This is a genomic window from Paracoccus halophilus (assembly GCF_000763905.1).
GTDB classification, from domain to species: domain Bacteria; phylum Pseudomonadota; class Alphaproteobacteria; order Rhodobacterales; family Rhodobacteraceae; genus Paracoccus; species Paracoccus halophilus.
Map to the genome: position 1 here is coordinate 219,261 of NZ_JRKN01000002.1, position 24,585 is coordinate 243,845.

The 24,585-nt window shown below is 64.4% G+C and carries 24 protein-coding genes and 1 tRNA gene; 13 read left to right on the plus strand and 12 right to left on the minus strand.

The features are described 5' to 3' along the window. The 5 genes from IT41_RS02365 to IT41_RS02385 form a co-directional block, all read right to left on the minus strand. Complete coding sequence (locus IT41_RS02365; RefSeq protein WP_036738489.1) at positions 1–1,278, minus strand: TRAP transporter large permease; 1,278 nt, start codon at positions 1,276–1,278, stop codon at positions 1–3. Further along, a complete protein-coding gene (locus IT41_RS02370; protein ID WP_036738490.1) occupies positions 1,275–1,778 on the minus strand; it encodes a TRAP transporter small permease in 504 nt (167 codons plus the stop codon). Before IT41_RS02370 ends, IT41_RS02365 begins: the two co-directional genes overlap by 4 nt. 118 nt (positions 1,779–1,896) lie before the next feature. Further along, positions 1,897–2,883: a TRAP transporter substrate-binding protein gene (locus IT41_RS02375; RefSeq protein ID WP_036738592.1), complete on the minus strand. Its 987-nt coding sequence runs from the start codon at positions 2,881–2,883 to the stop codon at positions 1,897–1,899. A gap of 20 nt (positions 2,884–2,903) precedes the next feature. Continuing rightward, positions 2,904–3,584 (minus strand): GntR family transcriptional regulator, encoded by a 681-nt coding sequence (locus tag IT41_RS02380; protein WP_052081235.1) that lies wholly within the window; start codon positions 3,582–3,584, stop codon positions 2,904–2,906. 104 nt (positions 3,585–3,688) lie between these two features. Further along, entirely contained in the window at positions 3,689–4,210 is a 522-nt protein-coding gene (locus IT41_RS02385; RefSeq protein WP_052081236.1) for a CBS domain-containing protein, read from the minus strand. Between the two features lie 77 nt (positions 4,211–4,287). Here IT41_RS02385 and IT41_RS02390 point away from each other — a divergent pair, with 77 nt between their 5' ends. Further along, positions 4,288–4,473 carry a hypothetical protein gene (locus IT41_RS02390; protein WP_036738491.1) on the plus strand — a complete coding sequence of 62 codons (186 nt, stop codon included), beginning with the start codon at positions 4,288–4,290 and terminating at the stop codon, positions 4,471–4,473. Between the two features lie 7 nt (positions 4,474–4,480). On the opposite strand, the gene nqrM is transcribed toward IT41_RS02390, so the two are convergent. Together nqrM and IT41_RS02400 are read right to left on the minus strand one after the other, a co-directional pair. Further along, positions 4,481–4,717, minus strand: a complete 237-nt coding sequence (nqrM, locus tag IT41_RS02395; protein ID WP_036738493.1) for a (Na+)-NQR maturation NqrM — start codon at positions 4,715–4,717, stop codon at positions 4,481–4,483. 12 nt (positions 4,718–4,729) lie between these two features. Beyond that, on the minus strand, positions 4,730–5,761 hold the full coding sequence (locus tag IT41_RS02400; RefSeq protein WP_036738496.1) for an FAD:protein FMN transferase: 1,032 nt from the start codon (positions 5,759–5,761) through the stop codon (positions 4,730–4,732). 222 nt (positions 5,762–5,983) lie between these two features. Between IT41_RS02400 and IT41_RS02405 the strand changes: the two genes are divergently transcribed. The 6 genes from IT41_RS02405 to nqrF are packed head-to-tail and all read left to right on the plus strand — an operon-like array spanning position 5,984 to position 11,823. Next, positions 5,984–7,327 (plus strand): Na(+)-translocating NADH-quinone reductase subunit A, encoded by a 1,344-nt coding sequence (locus IT41_RS02405; protein WP_036738497.1) that lies wholly within the window; start codon positions 5,984–5,986, stop codon positions 7,325–7,327. Between the two features lie 3 nt (positions 7,328–7,330). After that, complete coding sequence (locus tag IT41_RS02410; protein WP_036738499.1) at positions 7,331–8,530, plus strand: NADH:ubiquinone reductase (Na(+)-transporting) subunit B; 1,200 nt, start codon at positions 7,331–7,333, stop codon at positions 8,528–8,530. Further along, on the plus strand, positions 8,523–9,332 hold the full coding sequence (locus tag IT41_RS02415; RefSeq protein WP_036738500.1) for a Na(+)-translocating NADH-quinone reductase subunit C: 810 nt from the start codon (positions 8,523–8,525) through the stop codon (positions 9,330–9,332). Before IT41_RS02410 ends, IT41_RS02415 begins: the two co-directional genes overlap by 8 nt. Further along, positions 9,332–9,985 carry an NADH:ubiquinone reductase (Na(+)-transporting) subunit D gene (locus IT41_RS02420; RefSeq protein WP_036738501.1) on the plus strand — a complete coding sequence of 218 codons (654 nt, stop codon included), beginning with the start codon at positions 9,332–9,334 and terminating at the stop codon, positions 9,983–9,985. The genes IT41_RS02415 and IT41_RS02420 overlap by 1 nt, the downstream gene beginning before the upstream one ends. Beyond that, a complete protein-coding gene (nqrE, locus tag IT41_RS02425; RefSeq protein WP_036738503.1) occupies positions 9,985–10,593 on the plus strand; it encodes an NADH:ubiquinone reductase (Na(+)-transporting) subunit E in 609 nt (202 codons plus the stop codon). The genes IT41_RS02420 and nqrE overlap by 1 nt, the downstream gene beginning before the upstream one ends. Before the next feature lie 9 nt (positions 10,594–10,602). Beyond that, complete coding sequence (gene nqrF, locus IT41_RS02430) at positions 10,603–11,823, plus strand: NADH:ubiquinone reductase (Na(+)-transporting) subunit F (RefSeq protein WP_036738504.1); 1,221 nt, start codon at positions 10,603–10,605, stop codon at positions 11,821–11,823. A 286-nt stretch (positions 11,824–12,109) separates the two neighbouring features. On the opposite strand, the gene IT41_RS02435 is transcribed toward nqrF, so the two are convergent. The 4 genes from IT41_RS02435 to metH all read right to left on the minus strand — a co-directional run bounded on the left by IT41_RS02435 (position 12,110) and on the right by metH (position 18,556). After that, positions 12,110–13,759, minus strand: a complete 1,650-nt coding sequence (locus tag IT41_RS02435; RefSeq protein WP_036738507.1) for a hypothetical protein — start codon at positions 13,757–13,759, stop codon at positions 12,110–12,112. Then, positions 13,756–14,400, minus strand: coding sequence for a hypothetical protein (locus tag IT41_RS02440; protein ID WP_139221575.1), 645 nt, complete (start codon positions 14,398–14,400; stop codon positions 13,756–13,758). The genes IT41_RS02435 and IT41_RS02440 overlap by 4 nt, the downstream gene beginning before the upstream one ends. A gap of 240 nt (positions 14,401–14,640) precedes the next feature. Continuing rightward, positions 14,641–14,727: transfer RNA gene (locus tag IT41_RS02445), tRNA-Leu, on the minus strand. Positions 14,728–14,812: 85 nt separating this feature from the next. Beyond that, entirely contained in the window at positions 14,813–18,556 is a 3,744-nt protein-coding gene (metH, locus tag IT41_RS02450; RefSeq protein WP_036738509.1) for a methionine synthase, read from the minus strand. 141 nt (positions 18,557–18,697) lie between these two features. Here metH and lipB point away from each other — a divergent pair, with 141 nt between their 5' ends. From lipB to IT41_RS02470, 4 genes are all read left to right on the plus strand, one after another. Further along, complete coding sequence (gene lipB / locus IT41_RS02455; protein ID WP_036738599.1) at positions 18,698–19,354, plus strand: lipoyl(octanoyl) transferase LipB; 657 nt, start codon at positions 18,698–18,700, stop codon at positions 19,352–19,354. A gap of 148 nt (positions 19,355–19,502) precedes the next feature. Continuing rightward, complete coding sequence (locus IT41_RS02460; protein WP_036738511.1) at positions 19,503–19,982, plus strand: c-type cytochrome; 480 nt, start codon at positions 19,503–19,505, stop codon at positions 19,980–19,982. Positions 19,983–20,172: 190 nt separating this feature from the next. Continuing rightward, positions 20,173–21,849: a cytochrome c oxidase subunit I gene (gene ctaD / locus IT41_RS02465; RefSeq protein ID WP_036738512.1), complete on the plus strand. Its 1,677-nt coding sequence runs from the start codon at positions 20,173–20,175 to the stop codon at positions 21,847–21,849. An 18-nt stretch (positions 21,850–21,867) separates the two neighbouring features. Then, positions 21,868–22,374, plus strand: a complete 507-nt coding sequence (locus tag IT41_RS02470) for a DUF2244 domain-containing protein (protein ID WP_036738514.1) — start codon at positions 21,868–21,870, stop codon at positions 22,372–22,374. A 106-nt stretch (positions 22,375–22,480) separates the two neighbouring features. On the opposite strand, the gene ypfJ is transcribed toward IT41_RS02470, so the two are convergent. Continuing rightward, entirely contained in the window at positions 22,481–23,335 is an 855-nt protein-coding gene (gene ypfJ, locus IT41_RS02475; protein ID WP_036738515.1) for a KPN_02809 family neutral zinc metallopeptidase, read from the minus strand. Between the two features lie 144 nt (positions 23,336–23,479). Here ypfJ and IT41_RS02480 point away from each other — a divergent pair, with 144 nt between their 5' ends. Together IT41_RS02480 and IT41_RS02485 are read left to right on the plus strand one after the other, a co-directional pair. Then, positions 23,480–24,058 carry a YqaA family protein gene (locus IT41_RS02480; RefSeq protein ID WP_036738516.1) on the plus strand — a complete coding sequence of 193 codons (579 nt, stop codon included), beginning with the start codon at positions 23,480–23,482 and terminating at the stop codon, positions 24,056–24,058. 1 nt (position 24,059) lies between these two features. Next, positions 24,060–24,557, plus strand: a complete 498-nt coding sequence (locus IT41_RS02485) for a disulfide bond formation protein B (protein WP_036738517.1) — start codon at positions 24,060–24,062, stop codon at positions 24,555–24,557. Positions 24,558–24,585: the final 28 nt, after the last annotated feature.

The following is a 24,585-nucleotide window of genomic DNA, read 5'->3' on the forward strand; positions in this document are numbered from 1 at the left end:
CTACTTATCCATCAACGAGGGAAGCCAGGTGCTGATCGCCGGGATATAGGAGACCAGCAGCAGCACGATCAGGTTGGTTGCGAGATAGGGCACCAGCGCCCGGATCACCGGACCCAGCGGCAGCCGCGCGATATTGGCGCAGACGAACATGCAGATGCCGACCGGCGGCGTGGTCAGGCCGATCATCAGGTTCAGCACCATGAAGACGGCGAAATGCAGCGGCTCGATCCCCACGCCCTGCGCCAGCGTCAACAGCGGCACGAACAGGATGATCAGCGCGGCGATCGTCTCCATGAACATGCCGACCAGCAGCAGCACGATATTGATCAGCAGGATCACCATGAACTTGTTGTCGGTCAGCGACAGGACCGAATCCGCGATCATCTGCGGGATCTGCTCGCTGACCAGGATCCAGCCAAAGACATTGGCCGTGCCCACCAGGCACAGGATCCCGGCCGAGCCGACGGCGCTGTCGACCATGATCCCCGGCACGCGCGACAGCGGCAGTTCGCGATAGACGAAGGCGCCGATGATCACCGCATAGATCGAGGCGACCACCGCCGTCTCGGTCGGGGTGACATAGCCCGACAGCATGCCGCCGACGATCAGCGCGGTCATCGCCAGCGCCCAGAACGCGCCCAGGAAGGACGAGACAAGCTCGCGCCAGCCCTGCCAGGCCTGCCGCGGGAAATTGCGGCGCACGGCGATGATATAGGTCGTGACCATCATCGCGAGCCCCAGCAGGATGCCCGGCACGGCGCCGGCGATAAACATCTTGCCGACCGAGATCCCGGAGAGCGAGCCGACAATGATCATCGGCACCGAGGGAGGGATGATCGGCCCGACCGTCGACGAGGCCGCCGTGACAGCGGCCGAGAAATCAGCAGGATAGCCGGCCTTCTTCATGCCCGGGATCATCATGCCACCGATCGAGGCCGCATCCGCGACCGCCGTCCCCGAGATGCCGCCGAACAGCATGGACGAGGCGACGTTGGTCTGCGCCAGCCCGCCCCTGATCCAGCCGACCAGCGCCTGGGCGAAACGGATGATGCGGGCGGTGATGCCGCCACCGTTCATCAGGTTGCCGGCCATGATGAAGCCGGGAATGCACAGCAGCACGAAACTGTCCATGCCCGCGAACATCTTTTGCGGAACCACGACCAGCGGGATGCCCGCCGACAGCAGATAGGCGATCGAGGATACGCCCAGCGTCACCGCCACCGGCAATCCGATGACCAGCCCCACAAGGAAGGTTATGCCCAGAATGGCAAGGCTCATTCGCTTTCTCCAACCAGATTTTCGGGTTTGCCATCGGTGGCCCCGGTCAGCATGCCGGCGATGCGCAGCCCCGCCGCCAGCGCCAGCATCAGCAGCAACAGAAGGACGCTGCCATGGACATAGAGCATCGACACCCCCATCGCGGGCGAGGTCTGCATCGCGCCGATCCTGGTAAAGCGCCATGCCGGCGCCAGCAGCAGCAGGCACGAGCCCAGCACCACCAAGGCCGAGATGAGCCGCAGCGACCATGGCAGCCGGCCCGGCAGGCTTTCGCTGACCAGATCGACATTGACCAGATCGCCGGTGAACAGCGCCAGCCCGGTGCCGAAACCGGCCAGATAGAGCAGCGCGAAACGCGTCAGCTCCTCGGTCCAGACGGGCGAACTGCCGATGAAGCTGCGCCCGACCACCTGCACCGTGACCGCGCCGATCAGCACCAGAAAGGAAATCCCGGTGCCAAGGCGCAACACGACGCGCATCGTTTGCAAAATCGCGGTCATGACTTCTCCTTTGAAGGGTCAAAGCTGCGGCTGCCGGCGCCGGCAATCGGCGGGCCGGTGGCATCATCATCTGGCGGCCGGGCGGATCGCGCCCTGCCCGGCCGCCGGTCTTTCCCGATCAGCCCTGCGCGGCGAAAAGCTCTTCGACCACCGGCTTGATCTCGGCGCCGACATTGGCCAGCACGGCATCGCGCGAGGCGGCGGCAAAGGCGGCCGTGTCGCTGTCCACGAAGGTCATGCCCCGTTCCTGCAGCACCTGGGCCAGACGCTCCTCATCGGCCAGGAACAGTTCGCGCTCATGCGCCTGCGCCAGTTGCGCGGCCTCCAGCACCGCGGCCTGATCGGCCTCGGACAGCCGGCCCCAGGTGATTTCCGAGATGGTCAGATAGATCCAGGAGCGCACATGCTCGGTCTTGTTGACGAATTTCTGCACCTCGTTGAAATTCGCCGATTCGATCAGCGCCAGCGGGTTTTCCTGCGCGTCGATGGTGCCGTTCTGCAACGAGGTGAAGACCTCGCTGAAGGCCATCGGCGTGGGCGCGGCGCCCAAGGCCTCCCAGGTCTTGACGAACAGCGGCACGTTCGGCACGCGCAGCTTCAGCCCGTTCAGGTCGGCCGGCGTCAGGATCTCGCGGTTCGAGGTCAGGTTGCGCGGGCCACGGGCGAAATAGCCGATGGGGCGGATCTGGGCGCGGGCGATGATCTCGGCCTCGATCTGCTTGCCGATATCGCCCGAGGCGACGCCGTCCATGTGCTCGAGAGAGCCATAGGCATAGGGCACGGCCAGAAGCGCCGCCATCGGCGACCAGTTCTGCAGGCTTTCGCCGGTGATCGTCATGTCGGCGGTGCCCAGCTGCATGCCGTTGATCAGGTCGATCTCCTTGCCCAGCGATTCATTGGCAAAGACCTGCACCTCGACGCGGCCCTCGGTCAGGCGGGCGACCTCTTCGCCGAATTTCAGCGAGGCCTTGTGCCAGCTGTTTTCCTCATTGGCGAGATGGCCCAGTTTCAGCGTGACCTCGGCGGCCGAGGCGCGGATCGCGGGCGCGGCGACAAGGCTGGCCGCAGCAAGGGCCGTGAACTGGCGACGGTTCAGTTTGGTCATCTTTTCCTCCGGTTGGGTGGTCATGGTTTGAAGAATTCGGGATGGCTGCGCGACAGTTCGGGCAGGTCGTTCAGCACCTCGCGCAGATGCAGGCGCATGGCCTGTTCGGCGCGGCCCGGATCGCGGGCGCGCAGCCCTTCGACGATGGCGGCGTGCTGGTCGATCAGCTTTTGCGCGTCAAAGGCGCGCACGGTGATATAGCGCAGCCGGTTCATCTGCGATTTCAGCCCCTCGAGCACGCCCCAGACGGTTTCCTGCCCGGCGGCCTGCGCGATGGCATAGTGAAAATCGTCGTCCAGCCTGACGAAGCCGTCGGTATCGCCCCGCGCGACGGCCTCGCGCTGGCGGTCAAGCTCGTGGTCCAGGCGGGCGATCAGTGCCGCGTCGGCATCCGCCGCGATCATGCGCACCAGATCGCTTTCCACCGCCTCGCGGATCAACCGCGCCGACAGAACGGCCGATACCGAAATGGCGCTGATATAGGTGCCCCGCTGCGGACGGATCTCGGCCAGGCCGTCGCTGGCCAGACGGATAAAGGCCTCGCGCACGGGCTGGCGGCTGACGCCGATCCGCTTGCCGATCTCGATCTCGCTCAGCCGGGCGCCGGGCGGCAATTCGCAGCGCAGGATGACATCGCGCAGCCAGTCATAGACCTGCGGCGCGGTCGAGATGGTGAAATCCAGATTTGGCTGCGCTGTCATGATTCCCGTCCCCCTCGCGGAATCATTACTGCATACTTGCATACTAGTAAATACAAACTTCGCATGACAGGCCCGGCCTCTGCCGGGCCGCCGGGCGTGCGACGCTAGCCGACAATCATCTGCTTCATCTTCAGCGCCTCGTATTCCAGTTCGCGCAGGCGGTAATTGACCAGATCGCCGATCGACACGAGGCCGATCAGCCGCCCGTCCCGAATCACCGGCACATGGCGAAAGCGGCCATCGGTCATTTTCTGCAGGATCGCGATGATCCGCTCATCGGGGTCGCAGGTCGTCACCTCGCGGGTCATCAGATCGGCGACCGACAGCGACAGCACCTCGGCCCCCACCTCGGCCAGCTTGCTGACCACGTCGCGTTCGGACAGGATGCCCTGCAAGGCGCCCTCGGCATCGGTGACCACGATCGCGCCGATGCGCTTTTCGCGCAGCGTGGCGACCGCATGGGCGATGGTCTCCTGCGGCCGGATGGTGACGACATCGCCGCCTTTCTTTTCAAGCAGGTTGGCCACGGTCGACACCGCCTTGGCCAGATTGCTGTCCACCGACTGGCTGACATCATGCGGGCTGGCGGAATCGCGGCGCATCTTGCCCTGATAGGAACTTGGCATTGCAGAACCTCATCTTTGCGTAGAGAAATGCTGGCACACGCCCGCAGGCGTTCCAAGAAAAAACCGCCGGGGAAACTGTGTTCGCCAATCTGCCCGAACTGCAACCGCAAGTCGCCGCGATCCTGTTCGTGATCGCGGTGCTGGCCGGGCATCGCTATCGCAAGGTCTGGAAGGCCGAGGGGCCGCGTTGGCAGGCCTGGCTCTTTGGCCTGACCGCCGCCGCCTGCCTGCTGCTCGTGGCGTTCCTGCCGCTGCGCGGCTGAGCGCGCGCTACTGCCCGGCTTGCGCCGACCCGGCCATCTGGCGCGCGCGCGGGCATTGCAGGCGCTCGCGCAGCGGGCTGTCAGGGTCGATTTCCTTGTTGCAGACCATGCATTTATCCGCGCCGGATATGGCGTTCAGCCCGCCGCAGCTGCCCTTGATGGTCTTGCCCATCAGCAGCACGCCCAGCGACATGCCAAGCACCACAAGAGCCAGAAGCACAAAGGCCAGGATAAAGGTGGACATCAGAACCCCTTTCTAGCGCCCGGCCTGAAGATCCCTGAACCGCGCGCTTGTCGTCGTGACAAAGCCATTATCGCCCGCCTGCGCGTCGCGCGCAATGAACAAGACGGCGAGGTCCTGCGCCTCGGCGATCCGCATGCCGCGTTCGCGCCCCAGAGCAAGCAGCGCCGTGGCCCAGGCATCGGCCATCATCGCGCTTTCGGCCAGAACCGTGACCGAGGCCGTGGCATGGCTCACGGGCCGGCCGGTGCGGGCGTCGATGATATGTGAATAACGCACGCCATCCCGTTCAAAATAATTGCGATAATCGCCCGAGGTCGCCATGCCCATATCAGAGAGACCGACCACCTGCTGCACGCTGCGGCCGGCCGTATCGGGCCGCTCGATGCCGATGCGCCAGGGCGCACCCTCGGGGTTTCGGCCTGCGGCCACCACCTCGCCGCCGATCTCGACCAGGTAATCGGACAGGCCCAGGTCACGCAGCGTCACCGCCACCGCATCGACGCCATATCCCTTGGCAATCGCGGCCAGATAGACATCGACGCCCGGCTGCGTCTTGGCAAGCGTCGCCGGGCTGCCCCCGGCGTCCAGCACCAGCATCCGGTCCTGCCCGACCAGCGCCATCGCTGCGGCGATCGCGCGATCGTCCGGCTGCGGCGTGTCGGGCGTGCGGCTGCCAAAGCCCCAAAGCTCGATCAGCGGGCCCAGCGTCACGTCGAACTGGCCCTCGCTCAGCCGGTGCACCCGGTCGGCCGCGGCCATGACTTCGGCCAGTTCCCCCGAAATCCCGACCGGATCGGTGCTGTCCTGCGCATTGAACCTGGAAATCTCCGAGGCCGGATCCCAGTTCGACATCCCGGCATTGACCCGCTCCAGCGTGGCCTCGACCGCCGCCTGAACGCGATCGGGGTCCAGCTTCGCCTCCAGGTCCAGCGCGACGATGCTGTAGGTCGTGCCCATCGTCTGGCCCGCCAGCTCCAGCCGGGCCGGTTCGGATTTGCAGGCGGCCAGCAAAAGCGCCAGTCCGAGCAGGGCGGCACGCACCATTCGGCATTCCTTTCCCAACGGATTTGAGGCGCGCCCCTCTTGTCGTCAATTCCCCGGAGTGTCAATAATCATCCAATAAAGCCCGCGAAAGCGCGTTCCGGGGCGTAAATTTCATTGCCCCGGCGGTAACCTATGGATCACGCGAGTTCGATCTGCGATAGAACCCGGAACGAACCTCCCGGTTCGCGGATCGGGTCCGGGCCAAAAAGAAGAGAGTGAAACGTGCAGCACTTCAAGCTACGCAAAGGTCTTGATCTTCCGATAACGGGCGCCCCCGACGCCGGCATTCACGATGGCCCGCAGATCGCGACGGTGGGGCTGCTGGGCCCCGACTACCTTGGCCTGAAACCGCGCCTTGCCGTTCAGGAGGGCGATGTGGTCGCGGCGGGCAGCCCGGTTTTCGCGCATAAGGAAACGCCCGAGGCGGTCGTCGTCTCGCCCGTCGCGGGCCGGGTCAAGGCGATCAATCGCGGTGCCCGGCGCGCCCTGATCAGCGTCGAAATCGCGCGCGACGACGCGGCCGCGGCGCCGCTTGATTTCAGCGCCATCGGCGATATCGCGACCCCGCAGGGCCTGGTCGAGCGCATCTGCGCGGCCGGCCTGTGGACCTCGTTCCGGACGCGGCCCTATTCCAAGGTGCCCGCGCCGGCGACGCGCCCCGCAGCGCTTTACGTCACCGCCATGGACAGCGAGCCGCTGGCCCCCGACGCCGCCCTGATCATCGCCGATGCCGGCGATGCCTTCGCGCGCGGCCTTGCCGCGGTGGCCCGGCTCAGCGAGGGCAAGACCTATCTGTGTCACGCGGCCGGCGCGAGCGTTCCCGGCGCCGATCTTCCGGGCGTCGAGGCGGTCGCCTTCTCGGGGCCGCATCCTGCCGGCCTGCCCGGCACGCATCTGCATTTCCTTGAGCCGCCCGGCGCGCGCAAGACCGTCTGGACGATCTGGTATCAGGACGTGATCGCGATTGGCCGGCTGCTGGAAACCGGCCGCATCGATTCATCGCGGGTGATCGCGCTTTGCGGCCCGCTGTGCCGCAACCCGCGCCTGATCCGCACCGTCGCCGGCGCCTCGATGGCCGAACTGACCGCCGGCGAGATCGACGAGGTGCTGCCCGCGCGGCTGATCTCGGGCTCGGTGCTCAGCGGCCGCGCCGGCCGGGGCGAGGACGGCTTTCTGGGCCGCTATGCCCGCCAGCTGACCGTCATCGAAGAGGATCGCAAGCAGATCCCGATGGGCTGGATCCGCCCGATGGCCAGCAAGTTCGCGGTGCAGCCGGTGCTGGGCTCGGCATTCGCCAGCAAGCTTTACGCGCTGAGTACGAACCTGAACGGCGGCCGCCGCGCCATGGTGCCGACCGGCACCTTCGAGGAACTGATGCCGCAGGATTACCTGCCGACCCAACTGCTGCGCGCCCTGCTGGTCATGGATACGGACAGCGCGCAGGCCCTGGGGGCGCTGGAACTGGACGAGGAGGATCTGGGCCTTGTCGGCTTCGCCTGCCCGGCCAAATACGAATACGGGCTTGCCCTGCGCGACTGCCTGTCGAAGATCGAGAAGGAGGGCTAGATCGTGGGTCTGCGCAGTTTCTTTGACCGCATCGAGCCGCATTTCACCAAGGGCGGCAAATACGAGAAGCTCTTCCCACTCTACGAGATGGTCGAAAGCTTCGTCTACACGCCGAGGACGGTGACCACGGTCGCGCCGCATGCGCGCTCCTATGTCGATATGAAGCGGATCATGACCTATGTGGTCATAGCCACCATCCCCTGCATCCTGATGGCGCTGTACAATACCGGGCTGCAGGTGAATGGCGCGATCGCGACGCATGGCCCCTCGGGCTGGCGCGCGGGCGTGATCGCGGGGCTGGGGATCGGCTTCAACCCCGACAGCATTCTGGCCAACATGGCCCACGGGCTGCTGTATTTCCTGCCCATCTATCTGACCACCCTGATCGCCGGCGGCATCTGGGAGGTGATCTTCGCCACCGTGCGCGGGCATGAGGTCAATGAGGGGTTCCTTGTCACCTCGATGCTCTACGCGCTGATCCTGCCGCCCGAAGTGCCGCTGTGGCAGGTGGCCCTGGGGATCAGCTTCGGCGTGGTCATCGGCAAGGAAGTCTTTGGCGGCACCGGCAAGAACTTCCTGAACCCGGCGCTGGTCGGGCGGGCTTTCCTCTATTTCGCCTATCCCGCCTATATGTCGGGCGATACGATCTGGACGCCGGTGGACGGCTTTTCGGGCGCCACGGCGCTGTCCGTCTCGGCCTCGGAGGGGTATCAGCAACTGGCCGCGAACGGCATCACCTGGATGGACGCCTTTCTCGGGACGGTTCAGGGGTCCCTGGGGGAAACCTCGACCCTGGCCGCTCTGATCGGGCTGGGCTTCCTGCTGGTGACGAAAATCGCCAACTGGCGGCTGATCGTCGGCTGTCTGGGCGGCATGATCGGGTTTTCGCTGTTGTTCAACGCGATCGGCTCGGACAGCAATCCGATGTTCGCCATGCCCTGGTACTGGCATCTGGTCGTGGGCGGCTATGCCTTTGGCCTGGCCTTCATGGTCACCGAACCCGTCTCGGCCAGCCATACCAATCTGGGCCGCTATATCTATGGCGCGCTGATCGGTTTCATGGTGGTGATGATCCGCGTGGTGAACCCCGCCTTCCCCGAGGGCATGATGCTGGCGATCCTGTTCGGCAATGTCTTCGCACCGCTGATCGACTGGTTCGTCGTCCAAGCCAATATCCGTCGGAGGGCCAAGCGTCATGGCTGATTCCCCACCCGAAAACCCGGGCTTCCTGCGTCGCTTCTGGGCATTGCCGACCGATTCCGTGCCCAAGACGCTGTTCGTGGCGATTGCGCTCTGCCTATTCGCCTCGATGATCGTGTCGGCGGCGGCGGTGGCCCTGCGCCCGCAACAGGCCGAGAACCGGCTGCGCGACAAGCAGGTCAACATCCTGCAGGTCGCCGGCCTTTACCAGCCGGGCACCGATATCGGCGAGGCTTTCGCCGCCTTCGAGCCGCAGGTGCTGGAACTGGCCACCGGCAGGTTCACCGACCGTTTCGACCCGGCCAGTTTCGACGACCGCGCCGCGGCGGACGACCCGGAACTGTCGCAGCCTCTGACCGACGACCCGGCAGGCATCGGCCGGCAATCGAAATTCGTCACCGTCTATCTGCTGCGCGACGATGCCGGCGGTTTGGACAAGGTGATCCTGCCGATCTATGGCTATGGGCTTTGGTCCACGCTTTACGGCTATATCGCCGTCGAGGAGGACGCCAATACCATCTTCGGCCTGCAATTCTATGAACATGCCGAGACCCCCGGCCTGGGCGCCGAGGTGGACAACCCGCGCTGGAAGGCACTGTGGCGGGACAAGAAACTGGCCGATGACAGCGGCGAATTGCAGATCACCGTCGCCAAATCCGTGCCGCCCGCCGGTCCCGAATACCATGTCGACGCGCTGTCGGGCGCCACGCTGACCTCGCGCGGGGTCGACAACCTCGTCCGCTTCTGGATGGGCGAGCGGGGCTATGGCCCCTTCCTCAACAACCTCAAGGCGGGAGACATCTGATGGCCCAGAAACGCAGGGAACTGCTGCTCGATCCGCTGGTCGACAACAACCCGATCACGTTGCAGGTGCTGGGCATCTGTTCGGCGCTGGCGGTCACCTCGTCGCTGAAGGTCGCCATGGTCATGGCCATCGCCGTGACCGCGGTGACGGCGTTCTCGTCGATGTTCATCTCCATGCTGCGCAACCATATCCCCGGCTCGATCCGGATCATCGTGCAGATGGTGATTATCGCGTCGCTGGTGATCCTGGTCGATCAGGTGCTGAAAGCCTATGCCTATGAAATCTCCAAGACGCTGTCGGTCTTTGTCGGGCTGATCATCACCAATTGCATCGTCATGGGCCGAGCCGAGGCCTTTGCCATGAAGAACCCGCCGATCGAGTCCTTTATCGACGGGGTCGGCAATGGCGCCGGTTACGGGCTGATCCTGATGCTGGTCGGCTTCATCCGCGAGCTGTTCGGCTCGGGCAGCCTGTTCGGCATCACCATCCTGCCCACGGTCAACAATGGCGGCTGGTATGTCCCGAACGGGCTTTTGCTGCTGCCGCCCTCGGCCTTCTTCGTGATCGGACTGCTGATCTGGGCCTTCCGCAGCTGGAAGCCCGAGCAGGTCGAGGAACGCGAATACGAAATCCAGACGGTCGAGGCGCATTGATGGAAGGGCTTGTCTCACTTGCCGTAAAGGCCATCTTCGTCGAGAACATGGCGCTGAGCTTTTTCCTGGGCATGTGCACCTTCATCGCCGTGTCCAAGAAGATTTCGACCGCCATCGGGCTGGGCATCTCGGTCACCATCGTGCAGGCGATCACGGTGCCGGCCAACAACCTGCTGCTGAACTTCCTGCTGAAGCCGGGCGCGCTGTCCTGGGCCGGCTTTTCCGATGTCGATTTGACCTTTCTGGGCCTGATCTCCTATATCGGGGTGATCGCGGCCATCGTGCAGATCCTCGAGATGGTACTCGATAAGTATTTCCCGCCGCTTTACAATGCGTTGGGGATCTTTCTGCCGCTGATCACGGTGAACTGCGCCATCCTGGGCGGATCGCTGTTCATGGTCGAGCGGGACTATGACTTTGCCGAGGCCGCGACCTATGGCGTCTCCTCGGGCTTTGGCTGGGCGCTGGCGATCACCGCCATGGCCGGCGTGCGCGAAAAGCTGAAATATTCCGACATTCCCGACGGGTTGCAGGGCCTGGGCATCACCTTCATCACCGCCGGACTGATGGCCATGGCCTTCATGTCCTTCAGCGGCGTGAAACTGTAAGGGGGCCTCATGCAGACATTCACCCTGGGCGTCATCCTGTTCACCCTGATCGTGGTCGCGCTGGTCACGATCATCATCGTGGCGCGGTCGCGGCTGGTCTCGACCGGCAATGTCAACATCACCATCAACGGCGAAAAGACCATCTCGGTCCCGGCGGGCGGCAAGCTCCTGCAGACATTGGCGGCGCAGAAGCTGTTCGTGCCCTCGGCCTGCGGCGGCGGCGGCACCTGTGCGCAATGCCGCGTGCGCGTCCATTCCGGCGGCGGCTCGATCCTGCCCACCGAGGAAAGCCATATCACCAAGCGCGAGGCCGCGCAGGGCGACCGCCTGTCCTGCCAGGTCGCGGTCAAGCAGGATATGGATATCGAGGTCCCCGAAGAGGTCTTCGGCGTCAAGAAATGGGAATGCACGGTGCGGTCCAACGACAATGTCGCGACCTTCATCAAGGCATTGGTGCTGGAACTGCCCAAGGACGAGCACGTGAATTTCCGCGCCGGCGGCTATATCCAGATCGCCGCCCCGCCCCACAGGCTGAGCTACAAGGATTTCGACATCGCCGAGGAATATCGCGAGGATTGGGACAAGTTCGACCTGTGGCGCTATGAATCGGTGGTCAACGAGCCGATCGAGCGCGCCTATTCCATGGCCAACTATCCCGAGGAAAAGGGCATCATCATGCTCAATGTCCGCGTGGCCTCGCCGCCGCCCCGTTCGGACGGCATCCCGCCGGGCAAGATGTCCTCATACATCTTCAACCTGAAGCCGGGCGACAAGGTCACCATCTCGGGTCCCTTCGGCGAATTCTTCGCCCGCGACACCGACAAGGAAATGGTCTTTATCGGTGGCGGCGCGGGCATGGCGCCGATGCGCAGCCATATCTTCGACCAGCTCAAGCGCCTGAACTCCAAGCGCAAGATCAGTTTCTGGTATGGCGCGCGGTCCAAGCGCGAGATGTTCTTTGTTGAGGATTTCGACCAGCTCGCCGCCGAGAACCCGAATTTCACCTGGCATGTCGCCCTGTCCGACGCCCTGCCCGAGGACGAATGGACTGGCTATACCGGCTTCATCCACAATGTGCTCTACGAGGAATATCTCAAGGATCACCCGGCGCCCGAGGATTGCGAATATTACATGTGCGGCCCGCCGATCATGAACCAGTCGGTGATCAACATGCTGCTGGATCTGGGCGTGGACCGCGAGGATATCATGCTGGACGATTTCGGCGGCTGATCCGCCTTTGCGAAACAGATGAACCGGCCCCATCGCGGGCCGGTTTTTTCCTGCCCGATCATCAACGGAAATCCGCACGGGCGGGGGAACGTCCGGCCTGCATGACAGAGGCCCCCCCGAGGCCAGATGACGACAAAATCCTCATGCCGGCAAGCTCCGAGAACCGCATTGTCCGGGAGATGAGTCCGGACACATGGGCGCGTGCCAATGGTCTGCGACATCGGTATGGCATCCTGCCATGAAAAAGCCCGCTCGAAAGCGGGCCGGGATCGGGTTTGGGGGCGGATCACGCCCGGCGGATCCGATACGAGAAATCGTAAGCGAATGTCGTGTTGCCGCTATTGCGACTGGTATATCGCAACAGCGCCTGACCGGTCGCGACATCCCCCTCGACAAAGGCCACGTTATCCGCGAACTGGCGGGCCACGCCGAGGCCGCTCACATAGTCGGCCGCGATGATATTGGACGGCACCGGAAGCGCGATCCGCACCAAGGTGGACTTTGATCCGGCCGTCGCGTTGATCTGTACCCGGCCCGAGACGCGCACCACCTCGCCCTGCCGGGTCCAGCGCGCGTCGAATGCTTTCAGGCCGTCAACATTGGCCACGGCGGAGATCTCCGGCACATAGACACCAGAGGCCGCCACCTGAAAGCCGGACCCGCCGGCAGCCTCGGACCGGCGCATCAGATTGCCGATGGTCTCACGGGCCGCATTCGCGACATGGATATGATCGTTGGCAGGGTTCCAGTTGCCGATGCCGGAGTTTTCCAGTGAGACCAAAGTGCGATGCGCCGGGTCACGCCCGACGATGCGCCGGATCGCCTCCCACCAGGCTTGCCGTCGCGCCGCGCCGGATGTGCCGTAGGGCCAGGGCAGCGTCAGCAGCGTTGTGGTGGCCGCGTCGATATAGGCCGACAGGAAGGACGAGATGAAATCGAAGTCCCGCCCCTCATAGGCTTCGGGCCAGTTCAGATCGGACTCGGTCGGCCAGATCAGCAGGCGGTCGAATTTCGCCAGCGCGCCGGTAAATCCGGCGGCGGCAAGCGCGGTCGGGATGACCGACAGCATGAAGGGCCGCATCTGCGGGCCTGCCTCGAATAGGGTCACATCGGCATTGTCGGCCGGCGGCCAGTTCGCGGAAGCGGTGACGGATACCGTCTGCGTGCGGCAATCGCCGCCCTCGGTTGCCGCGCCGGTCACCATGAATTCGATCCAGCTTGAACCGCCGTCCAGCGTGGTCTCGATCCGCGCCGGGTAAAACGCGTTGACCCCCAGATCCTTCCTGCCGGAAAACCGCGTATAGCCCTGCAGATCCGTCTCGCTGTAGACGATCTGGGATTGCCCCGCGCCCATGCGGATCGCGCCGCTTGCCAGAGCGCCGGATGTCGCCTTGCTCCACCGATAGCGCATCCCCGACAGCGCCCGGACACCCTGCCCCGATTTCGCGATGATGAGCAGGTAAAAATCCGTCTCGGGATATTCGCGCGCCAGTTCAGCGGCATAGGCGATGGGGGTCATGGGCGGATAATCGGCCGCCGGAAGCCACGCATCGCCGACCGGCGGGATCCTGTCGCCGGTCCAGTTCCCGCCGTTCCAGACGAACAGGTTTTCCGGCGGGGTCTGCCGCCATGGCGTATCGGACGAACTGCCCGCAAAGGCCGATTGCGAATAAGCGAGAATGGCGCTTTTCGGCCGATCGGCCAGCACGTAGCCCGTGCCGTCGGCATTTGCCACGAGCCGCTTGCGTGCCGCGGCAGGGCCTGTCAGCACGTCGGAAACACCGGGGATCTGCAGCGGCTCATCGCGGGCGTCCAGCGCAGCCTTTTGCGCGCCTGGCGCAATGTTCGCAGCGGCTTGGGCGGGCGGGAAATTCGCATTCTGCGGGTAAAATCCCCCTGTGAACAGCAGGGCCTTGCTCTTGTCGTAAACGCTCACGGGGTGGTCCTCGTCTTGACTTCAATCTGGCTGGTGATGGTGCGAACCACCCGGTCAGGGGCGGAGAATTTCACGTCGATCTGATGCGTGCCGACGGGCAGCGTCATTGTCGCGGCCAGGTCCATGGCGATGGCAAAGGAGCCGCTTTCCGGCGCGCCCTTGGTCACGGCAAGCGCTCGGGTCGTGCCGTCCGGCCCGAGCATCGAGGACGAGATGGCAATGCCGGCGTGATTGATCGGCCGGTTCCACTCGTCCAGCCAGACACCGCCGAATTCCAGCCTGTCGCCCTGCCTGATTTCCGCCGTGTCGGTTGCGCCCGGCGGGATCTTCAGCGGCATCAGGGATGCGATCGGGTAGGTCCCGTCGGCTTCGATAACGATCGGCCCGATGTCCTCGCTGACGATCTCGGCGCCCGTGAAAGGGCGATGATGCATGATCACATCGTAGACGGTCGGCAGTCCTGGCTCGCGGTACAATCTGGCCGTGAAATTTCCGTCGCCGACCGGGGCGATGGTCACGCCGCCCCCGGCGACCAATGCGGAATCCGCCGGCCGATGACGCAAACGGAACTCGATTGTCGCGTCGATGGGCGCGTTGCCTGTCTGGTCCCGCACAGGACCGGTTACTTCTACTTCTGCCATTGGATTATCACCTGATAGTTGTGTAAATCAAGAGCGTCGTCGCGTCATGCTGACGGGTAAATTGTCATTTCCCGTATCTGTCCAGCAGATCGGAAAGCGGCCCGGCAGCGGCAATCGATTCGGCACTCGCGATCGGGGAGTCCCCGCGGCTGGCCCAGCCCTTCACAGCCGCGTTGTCGGCAGCAAACTGGATTTGCGGACACGCGCTTTCCGCTTTTGGCACAGTTCTCGGGAAAGTGCTGGTGCGGTCGAGAAGACTCGAACTTCCACTCCGGTTAAGGAACAGCGACCTCAACGCTGCGCGTCTACCAATTCCGCCACGACCGCATCCGTAGCAAGCGCCTTCTAGTCAGTCGCGCGGCGAATGAAAAGCGAAATTTTCACCCGCCGCGCCGCTATTTCGGCGCCCCGATCATTCCGCCGCGACGGCACCCTGCGGGGTGTAGTTCAGGATCGGAGACAGCCAGCGCTCGACCTGCGCGACCTCCATGCCCTTGCGGGCGGCATAGTCCAGAACCTGATCGTGCTCGACCTTGGCGACGCCGAAATAATAGGCCTCGGGGTGGCCGATATAGAGTCCCGAGACCGAGGCGCCGGGCCACATCGCCATCGACTCGGTCAGTTCGACCCCAGTCGTCGCTGTCGCATCCAGCAGATTGAACAGCGTGACTTTTTCGGTGTGGTCCGGCTGCGCCGGATAGCCCGCCGCCGGGCGAATACCGGGATAGGGTTCGGCGATCAGTTCCTGCGGCGTGAAGCTTTCGTCCGAATAGCCCCAATAGGTCTTGCGCACGCGTTCATGCATCATCTCGGCCAGGGCTTCGGCGAAACGGTCGGCCAGCGCCTGCACCAGAATGGCCGAGAAATCGTCATGCGCGGCCTTGAAACGGTCGGCGATCTGCTGTTCCTCGCCGCCGGCGGTCACGACAAAGCCGCCCAGATAGTCGCGCATCCCTTCGGGTGCCACGAAATCGGCCATGGCGACATTGGGCCGGCCGTCGCGCTTGGTCACCTGCTGGCGCAAGGTGTGGAAGGTGGCGAGTTCCCTGGTCCGCCCCTCATCCGTGTATAGCCGGATATCGTCGCCGACCCGGTTCGCCGGCCAGAAGCCGATCACCGCGCGCGGCCTGAACCATTTCTCGTCGATGATACGTTTCAGCATGGCCTGCGCATCGGCAAAAAGCTGGCGGGCGACCTCGCCCTGCTTTTCATCTTCGAGGATGCGCGGATAGACGCCTTTCAACTCCCATGTCTGGAAGAAAGGGGTCCAGTCGATATAGCGCGCGATCTCGGCCAGATCGAAATCCTCGATCACCCGCGCGCCGGTGAATTCGGGGGTTTTCGCCTGAAAACCGCTCCAGTCGATCTGAACCGGGTTGTCGCGGGCGCTGGCCAGCGGCAGGCGCTTCTTCGCGGCCTCGGCCCGGGCATGCTTGTTCGCGACCTCGGCATATTCGGTGCGGATATTGTCCACATAGGCGGTTTTCTGGCCGGAAAGCAGGCTGCCCACCACGCCCACCGCGCGGCTGGCATCGGTCACATAGACCGCCTGCCCCCTGGCATAGCGCGGATGGATCTTGACTGCCGTATGCACGCGGCTGGTCGTCGCGCCGCCGATCAGCAGCGGGATGTCGAAACCCTCGCGCTCCATCTCGGCGGCGACATGCGCCATCTCGTCCAGCGAGGGGGTGATCAGACCGGAGAGGCCGATGATATCGACATTCTCGGCCCGGGCAGTTTCCAGGATCCGGGTCGCGGGAACCATCACCCCAAGGTCGATGATCTCGTAATTGTTGCAGGCCAGAACGACGCCGACGATGTTCTTGCCGATATCGTGGACATCGCCCTTGACCGTGGCCATCAGCACCTTGCCGGCGCTTGAGGAGCCGCCGCCCTTTTCGGCCTTTTCAGCCTCCATATAGGGCAGAAGATGCGCGACGGCCTGCTTCATCACGCGGGCCGATTTCACCACCTGCGGCAGGAACATCTTGCCCGAGCCGAACAGATCGCCCACGACGTTCATGCCGTCCATCAAGGGCCCCTCGATCACATGCAGCGGGCGCTCGGCGGCAAGGCGCGCCTCTTCGGTATCCTCGTCGATATATTCGGTGATGCCGTTCACCAGCGCATGTTCCAGCCGCTTGTTTACCTCCCAAGTGCGCCAGGTCAGGTCCTTTTCGCGGGCCTTCGCGCCGCCCTCGCCGCGGAAACGCTCGGCGATCTCCAGCATGTTCTCGGTCGCGGTGCCGCCGGATTTCGGCTTGCGGTTCAGAACGACATCCTCGCAGGCCTCGCGCAGGCCGGGATCGATCTGGTCATAGACCGCCAGCTGACCGGCATTGACGATGCCCATATCCATGCCCGCCTGAATGGCGTGGTACAGAAACACCGCATGCATCGCCTCACGCACCGGTTCATTGCCGCGGAAACTGAAGGACAGGTTCGACACCCCGCCCGAGATATGGACATGCGGCAGCGACTGCATGATCCGCCGGGTCGCGCCGATGAAATCGACGCCGTAATTGTCGTGCTCCTCGATCCCGGTCGCGATGGCGAAGATATTGGGGTCGAAGATGATGTCCTCGGGCGGGAAGCCGACGCGGTTCACCAGGATGTCATAGGCGCGCGAACAGATCTCCACCTTGCGGTTTTCCGTGTCCGCCTGCCCGGTTTCGTCGAATGCCATGACGACGACGGCCGCGCCATAGCGGCGGCATAGCTGCGCCTGCTCGAGAAAGGCGGCCTCACCCTCCTTGAGCGAGATCGAGTTGACCACCGCCTTGCCCTGCACGCATTTCAGCCCGGCCTCGATCACCTCCCATTTCGAGCTGTCGATCATCACCGGAACGCGGGCGATATCGGGCTCGGCCGCGATCAGGTTCAGATATTCGATCATCACCTGTTTCGAATCGATCAGGCCCTCGTCCATGTTCACGTCGATGATCTGGGCGCCGTTTTCCACCTGATCGCGCGCCACGTCCAGCGCGGCGGCGTAGTCGCCATTGGTGATCAGCTTGCGGAACCGGGCCGAACCGGTGACGTTCGTACGCTCGCCCACGTTCATGAAGGGGATGTCGTCGGTCTTGGTGAATGGCTCCAGCCCGGACAGGCGCAGGCGCGGCTCGATTTCGGGGATGTCGCGCGGCGGCAGATCGGCCACCACGGCGGCGATGGCGGCGATATGTTCGGGGGTCGAGCCGCAGCAGCCGCCGACCACGTTCACCAGCCCCTCGCGCGCGAAATCGGCGATCTGGCGGGCCATGTCCTCGGGCGATTCGTCATAGGCGCCCATCTCGTTGGGCAGGCCGGCATTGGGATAGGCGCAGATCAGCGTATCGGCGACGCCGGCAAGCTCGGCCAGATGCGGGCGCATCGCCTCGGCCCCAAGGGCGCAGTTCAGCCCGATGGTGACCGGCGTGGCATGGCGCATCGAATACCAGAAGGCGGTCGGGGTCTGGCCCGACAACGTGCGCCCCGACAGATCGGTGATCGTGCCCGAGATCATCACCGGCAGGCGCAGGCCGTTTTCGGCGAATACCTCTTCGCAGGCAAAGATCGCGGCCTTGGCGTTCAGCGTGTCAAAGATCGTCTCGATCAGGATCAGATCGGCGCCGCCTTTGATCAGCGCGCGGATCTGCTGCGCATAGGCCAAGCGCAAATCGTCAAAGGTAACAGCGCGGTATCCTGGATTATTCACGTCGGGACTGATCGAGGCGGTGCGGTTCGTCGGCCCGAGCGCGCCGGCGACCCAACGCGGGCGGCCATCCTCGGCCGTGGCGCGGTCCAGCGCGGCACGGGCCAGTTTCGCGCCCTGATAGTTCAGGTCATGGACCGCCCCCTGCATGCCGTAATCGGCCTGCGCGATGGTGGTCGAGGAAAAGGTGTTCGTCTCGACGATATCGGCGCCGGCCTTGGCATAGCGGTAATGGATTTCCTCGATCGCCCGGGGCTGGGTCAGGTTGAGCAGGTCGTTATTGCCCTGCTGCGGATCGTCGGAATGATGCGCGCAGGCACAGCCCGAGCCATGGCCCTGAAATTCCTGCTCGCCAAAGCCAAGCTGCTGGATCTGCGTCCCCATCGCGCCGTCAAGGATCAGGATGCGTTCGCGCGCGGCGGCACGCAGGGCGTCGAATACGGGGGACAGGGGCAGGGTCATGACGGATTCCGGTCGTTTCAGGCAGCATCGTGTATAGTGACTTTGCCCGGTTTAGTGAAATTCAACATCTGCACAATGATCTTGCATCGGATTCATATCGTGGCCCTTGCGGCGGCGCGGGTTTGACGCCAAATGGCGGGCATGACCGAATGGATCACCGCCCCCGGCCTGACCGGTTACGCCGATGCCGTGGCCTTCATGGAGGCCCGCGCCGCCGCGATTCACTCGGGCGACGCCGGGGAACTGATCTGGCTGGTCGAGCATCCGCCGCTTTACACCGCCGGCACCAGCGCCAAGGCGCAGGACCTGCTGCAGGCGCGCTTTCCCGTCCATGAGAGCGGTCGCGGCGGGCAATATACCTATCACGGGCCGGGCCAGCGGGTAATCTATACCATGCTGGACCTGAACCGCCGCGGCCGCGACGTGCGCGCATTCGTCAAATCGCTGGAGAACTGGGTGATCGACGCGCTGGCCGAGTTCAACCTGAAGGGCGAGATCCGCGAGGGCCGCGTCGGCGTCTGGATCGCGCGTCCCGACAAGCCGCCCCTGCCCGACGGCACGATGCGCGAGGACAAGATCGCCGCCATCGGCGTCAAGCTGCGCAAATGGGTCAGCTTTCACGGCATCTCGATCAATGTGGAACCCGACCTGTCCCATTATGCCGGTATCGTGCCCTGCGGCATTTCCGGCCATGGCGTCACAAGCCTGGTCGATCTGGGCCTGCCGGTCGCGATGGACGATCTGGACTTGGCGCTGCGCGGAACCTTCCAGCGTCATTTCGCCGCGGCATCGACCTGACTTCGGTCAATTTCCCTTTCACGATCCGGTGTTATAATGCGCAGGCCGCCGTTTTCCGTGTATGCACGGACGGCGCGCATGTTAATCACGTCAACACGACCTGGGAGAGGTCCCGGCCGGAAATCAGCAAAAACCCAGAGGAAATGCGATGAAAATCAGCATGATCGCAACTTTCGCCGCGATGATTGTCGCCGTGCCGGCGATGGCGCAGGATGCCGGTGACCCGGCCAAGGGCGAAAAGGAATTCAACAAATGCAAGGCCTGCCACATGGTGCAGGCACCCGACGGCACCGATATCGTCAAGGGCGGCAAGACCGGCCCGAACCTTTATGGCGTGGTCGGGCGCAAGGCGGGCGCCGCCGAGGGCTTCAAGTTCTCGGACGCGCTCATCAAGCTGGGCGAAGCCGGTGAGATCTGGACCCCCGAGGATCTGGAACATTACATCACCGATCCGAACAGCTATGTCGAGGAAAAGACCGGCGAGGGCAAGCTGAAGACCAAGATGACCTTCAAGCTGAGAAAGGGTCAGGCCGATGTCGTCGCCTTCCTGGCCGCGCATTCGCCCGATGCCGGCGCCGCTCCGGCGGAGGGCGCCGCCGAGGAGGCCGCCGAAGCAGCCTCGAACTGAGCGGGCCGCCCGCTTTCGCGATTGCTGCGCCGCGGGTGCCGGATTGCAGCGACCGGCACCCGCGAAAGCGGGTCCCGGCATGCTATTTCTGGTACTCGCCGCATTGCCGCGCGGCGGATTGTGTTTTAGAACTTTCACTTGAGTCCGCCGGCCACAGAGTCGGCCAGCCGAATGTCTAGGGAGTCGACGCATGGCAGACGCAGCCGTACATGGCCACGATGACCATCATGACACCCGCGGGTTCTTCACCCGCTGGTTCATGTCAACAAATCACAAGGATATCGGGATCCTGTACCTATTCACGGCCGCCATCGTCGGCCTGATCTCGGTCAGCTTCACCGTCTACATGCGGATGGAACTGCAGCATCCCGGTGTCCAGTTCATGTGCCTTGAGGGCGCGCGCTTCATCGCCGATGCCAGCCAGCCCTGCACGCCGAACGGCCATCTGTGGAACGTGATGATCACCTATCACGGCGTGCTGATGATGTTCTTTGTCGTCATCCCGGCGCTGTTCGGCGGTTTCGGCAACTATTTCATGCCGCTGCATATCGGCGCCCCGGACATGGCCTTTCCGCGGCTGAACAACCTCAGCTACTGGATGTATGTCTGCGGTGTCGCGCTTGGCCTTGCCTCGCTCCTGGCGCCGGGCGGCAGCGACCAGCCGGGCTCGGGCGTGGGCTGGGTGCTCTACCCGCCGCTCTCGACGACCGAGGCCGGCTATTCGATGGATCTGGCGATCTTTGCCGTCCACGTCTCGGGCGCCTCGTCGATCCTGGGCGCGATCAATATCATCACCACCTTCCTGAACATGCGCGCGCCGGGCATGACGCTGTTCAAGGTGCCGCTCTTCGCCTGGTCGGTCTTCATCACCGCCTGGATGATCCTGCTGAGCCTGCCGGTTCTGGCCGGCGCCATCACCATGCTGCTGATGGACCGCAATTTCGGCACCGCCTTCTTCGATCCGGCCGGCGGCGGCGACCCGGTGCTGTACCAGCACATCCTGTGGTTCTTTGGCCACCCCGAGGTCTATATCATCATCGTGCCCGGCTTCGGCATCATCAGCCATGTCATCGCGACCTTCGCCCGCAAGCCGATCTTCGGCTATCTGCCGATGGTTCTGGCCATGGCCGCGATCGGCATCCTGGGCTTCGTCGTCTGGGCGCATCACATGTACACGGTCGGCATGTCGCTGACCCAGCAGAGCTATTTCATGCTGGCGACGATGACCATCGCTGTGCCCACCGGCATCAAGGTGTTTTCCTGGATCGCGACCATGTGGGGCGGCTCGATCGAGTTCAAGACGCCGATGCTCTGGGCCTTCGGCTTCCTGTTCCTGTTCACCGTCGGCGGCGTGACCGGCGTGGTGCTGAGCCAGGCGCCGCTGGACCGGGTCTATCACGACACCTATTACGTCGTCGCCCACTTCCACTATGTGATGTCGCTGGGCGCGGTCTTCGCGATCTTTGCCGGCATCTATTACTGGATCGGCAAGATGTCGGGCCGTCAGTATCCGGAATGGGCGGGCAAGCTGCATTTCTGGATGATGTTCATCGGCGCGAACCTGACCTTCTTCCCGCAGCACTTCCTGGGCCGTCAGGGCATGCCGCGCCGCTATATCGACTATCCGGTCGAGTTTGCGCTGTGGAACAATGTCTCGTCGCTGGGTGCCTATCTGTCCTTTGCCTCGTTCCTGTTCTTCATCGGCATCGTGATCTACACGCTGCGCTCCGGCCAGCGCGTGGGCGTGCCGAACTACTGGAACGAGCATGCCGACACGCTGGAATGGAGCCTGCCCTCGCCCCCGCCCGAGCATACGTTCGAGCAGCTTCCCAAGCGCGAGGACTGGGATCACGGCCACACGCATTGACCGGGGCCCAATCACTCGATGCCATATAGATGGACTGACGCGGCCCCGGAGGAATCCGGGGCCGTTTCATATCGGCTGGATGCATGGCCGCATCGCTCGTTGCCGCGGCGCGGTTTTGTCTGGGTGATCGGCTTGACTGCGGCGGGGCTGGCGCTGCCGCTGCTGGCGGTGGTCGGCTCCTCGGCCCTGTGGGGGCTTCTGCCCTTTGCCGCGGCGGCGGTCTGGGCATTGTGGCACGCGATCGCGCGCAGCTATCGCAGCGGCACCACGCATGAGACCCTGATCCTGACGCAGCAGGCGCTGACACTGACCCGCAGCGATCCGGGCCGCGAGGATCGCGTCTGGCAGACCAGCCCCTATTGGGTGCGCGCCAGCCTGCATGGCCGCGGCCCCGTCGAGGAATACCTGGTGCTGACCGATGGCCGGCGCGAGGTCGAACTGGGCGCCTTTCTGTCCCCCGGGGAACGGCAGGCGCTGCGCCGCGACCTGGACGAACGGCTGGCGATACTGAATCGCAGAGCCTGAGCGGCTCGGGGCAAGTCTGGCGCATTCGCGCCCTGCCCGCCCCGGCAATGGCCGGCGCGAAGAACCTCGTCCGCCCTGTATCGCGACCCCGGACCCCGGGCGGATATCACCGGCGATCGGCCGCGAAACTGTCGCATTGCGCCATCTGACCCGACTCGAAACCGCGCCGGAACCACGCCATGCGCTGCTCGGACGAGCCATGGGTAAAGGCATCCGGCACGACCGCGCGGCCGGCATTCTGCATCAGCGTGTCGTCGCCCACCGCGGCGGCGGCGGTCATCGCCTCTTCGACATCGCCGGGTTCGATGGTCCCGAACTGCTCATGCGCCTGACGCGCCCAGATCCCGGCCAGGCAATCGGCCTGCAGCTCGGTCAGGACCGAGATGCGGTTGGCCGCGCCCTCGCTGGATTGCTGCCGCGCCCGCATGGTCTGCCCCAGAATGCCCAGCACGTTCTGGACATGGTGGCCGATCTCATGCGCGATGACATAGGCATAGGCGAAATCCCCGCCCGCGCCCATGCGCCGGCTCATCGTGGCGAAAAACGCGGTGTCCAGATAGATGGTCTGATCGCCGGGGCAATAGAACGGCCCCATCGCCGATTGCGCCGTGCCGCAGGCCGAGGAATCGATGCCCGAGAACATCACCAGCCGCGGCTCGCGATATTGCGTGCCGGCCTGCTGCGGCAGGACGCGCGCCCAGACATCCTCGGTATCGGCCAGAACGACGCTGACGAACTGGCCGATCTCCTGCTCTTGCGCGGTCAGTTCGCGGGTTTCGCCCTGCCCGCCGCCCTGATCCGTCGCGTTCATCAACGGCGAAATGTCGATCCCGAAGAAATAGCCGACGGCCAGAACGGCGATCAGCCCGAATATGCCCATGCCGCCGGCGGCCCGGCCGCGCCCGCCTCGGCCGCGCCGGTCCTGGACGTTTCTGCTGCCGCGTCTGCCCCGCCATTCCATCGCCACCCCCTCGCCACGCTCACGCGGCCGTAAACTCCTGCTCAACGAAGATTTATCGAAAACCGCCGAGGCTACAACATTTTCGCGCCTTGACGGTTCCGGCCGCAGCCGTCATGCCCTGACCCGAGACCAACGGGGACCAGGATGCTGCGCAGGCTATATGACTGGACGATGGGCCTGGCGGCGCGCCCATATGCGATGGCGGCGCTGTTCGCGGTCGCCTTTGTCGAAAGCTCGTTCTTTCCGATACCGCCCGATGTGCTGCTGATCCCGATGGTGCTGGCGGCGCGCGCGCGCTGGTGGCGGATCGCGGCGCTCGCGACCGTCGGCTCGGTGCTGGGCGGGATGTTCGGCTACTGGATCGGCGCCGCGCTGATGGAGAGCTGGGGCCAGCCGATCCTGGCCTTTTACGGCAAGGAGGATGCCTATGCCACGCTGTCCGGCCGGTTCGACACATGGGGCGGATGGGCGGTGCTGATCGCGGGCGTCACCCCGTTTCCCTACAAGGTCATCACCATATTTTCCGGCGCGGTGAACCTGTCGCTGCCGGTTTTCATCGGCGTGTCGATCCTCGCCCGGGCGCTGCGCTTTTTCGTCGTCGCCTGGCTCCTGTGGCGCTATGGCCCGCCGATCCGCGATTTCATCGAGCGCCGGCTGGGCCTGATGTTCACCATCTTCATCGTCGGTCTGGTCGGCGGCTTTGTCCTGCTGAGGTATCTGTGACATGAGCGATTCCGAACGTCCCTTTCAGCTTGCGATCTTCGCCGCGATCGGCTCGGCGGCGCTGCTCGCCGGTGCGCTTGGCTTTCAGGCGGCGGGCTATGCGCCGTGCGAATTGTGCATCCTGCAGCGCTGGCCGCATCTGGTGGCGGCGGCGACCGGGCTGCTGATCTGGTTCATCGGCTGGCGGCGCGGGCTGGCGCTCCTGGGCCTGGCTGCCGCGCTGGTCGCGATGGCGCTGGCGATCTATCATTCGGGGGTCGAGCTGAAACTCTGGGCCGGGCCGCAGCATTGCTCGGGCGGCGTCTCGGGGCTGGCGCGGATGTCGCCGCAGGACCTGATGGCGGCGTTGGAGAGCGCGCCCGTGGTCCGCTGCGACGAAGTGGCCTGGAGCCTTTTCGGCATTTCCATGGCCGGCTGGAACGCGATCTTCTCGGCCGGGCTCTCGGCGCTGTGGCTGGCCTCGGTCCGGGGCCGCAAAGCGGCCGCCGGCACCGTCTGAGACCCTGTTTTCCCGCGATTTCCGGCGC

What these genes read in the sequence shown, in the direction of transcription:
- IT41_RS02365 (WP_036738489.1), bottom strand. Translation starts at nt 1,278, where the DNA reads ATGAGCCTTGCCATTCTGGGCATAACCTTCCTTGTGGGGCTGGTCATC.
- IT41_RS02370 (WP_036738490.1), bottom strand. Translation starts at nt 1,778, where the DNA reads ATGACCGCGATTTTGCAAACGATGCGCGTCGTGTTGCGCCTTGGCACC.
- IT41_RS02375 (WP_036738592.1), bottom strand. Translation starts at nt 2,883, where the DNA reads ATGACCAAACTGAACCGTCGCCAGTTCACGGCCCTTGCTGCGGCCAGC.
- IT41_RS02380 (WP_052081235.1), bottom strand. Translation starts at nt 3,584, where the DNA reads ATGACAGCGCAGCCAAATCTGGATTTCACCATCTCGACCGCGCCGCAG.
- IT41_RS02385 (WP_052081236.1), bottom strand. Translation starts at nt 4,210, where the DNA reads ATGCCAAGTTCCTATCAGGGCAAGATGCGCCGCGATTCCGCCAGCCCG.
- nqrM (WP_036738493.1), bottom strand. Translation starts at nt 4,717, where the DNA reads ATGTCCACCTTTATCCTGGCCTTTGTGCTTCTGGCTCTTGTGGTGCTT.
- IT41_RS02400 (WP_036738496.1), bottom strand. Translation starts at nt 5,761, where the DNA reads ATGGTGCGTGCCGCCCTGCTCGGACTGGCGCTTTTGCTGGCCGCCTGC.
- IT41_RS02415 (WP_036738500.1), top strand. Translation starts at nt 8,523, where the DNA reads ATGGCTGATTCCCCACCCGAAAACCCGGGCTTCCTGCGTCGCTTCTGG.
- IT41_RS02420 (WP_036738501.1), top strand. Translation starts at nt 9,332, where the DNA reads ATGGCCCAGAAACGCAGGGAACTGCTGCTCGATCCGCTGGTCGACAAC.
- nqrE (WP_036738503.1), top strand. Translation starts at nt 9,985, where the DNA reads ATGGAAGGGCTTGTCTCACTTGCCGTAAAGGCCATCTTCGTCGAGAAC.
- nqrF (WP_036738504.1), top strand. Translation starts at nt 10,603, where the DNA reads ATGCAGACATTCACCCTGGGCGTCATCCTGTTCACCCTGATCGTGGTC.
- IT41_RS02440 (WP_139221575.1), bottom strand. Translation starts at nt 14,400, where the DNA reads ATGGCAGAAGTAGAAGTAACCGGTCCTGTGCGGGACCAGACAGGCAAC.
- metH (WP_036738509.1), bottom strand. Translation starts at nt 18,556, where the DNA reads ATGACCCTGCCCCTGTCCCCCGTATTCGACGCCCTGCGTGCCGCCGCG.
- lipB (WP_036738599.1), top strand. Translation starts at nt 18,698, where the DNA reads ATGACCGAATGGATCACCGCCCCCGGCCTGACCGGTTACGCCGATGCC.
- IT41_RS02460 (WP_036738511.1), top strand. Translation starts at nt 19,503, where the DNA reads ATGAAAATCAGCATGATCGCAACTTTCGCCGCGATGATTGTCGCCGTG.
- ctaD (WP_036738512.1), top strand. Translation starts at nt 20,173, where the DNA reads ATGGCAGACGCAGCCGTACATGGCCACGATGACCATCATGACACCCGC.
- IT41_RS02470 (WP_036738514.1), top strand. Translation starts at nt 21,868, where the DNA reads ATGCCATATAGATGGACTGACGCGGCCCCGGAGGAATCCGGGGCCGTT.
- ypfJ (WP_036738515.1), bottom strand. Translation starts at nt 23,335, where the DNA reads ATGGAATGGCGGGGCAGACGCGGCAGCAGAAACGTCCAGGACCGGCGC.
- IT41_RS02480 (WP_036738516.1), top strand. Translation starts at nt 23,480, where the DNA reads ATGCTGCGCAGGCTATATGACTGGACGATGGGCCTGGCGGCGCGCCCA.
- IT41_RS02485 (WP_036738517.1), top strand. Translation starts at nt 24,060, where the DNA reads ATGAGCGATTCCGAACGTCCCTTTCAGCTTGCGATCTTCGCCGCGATC.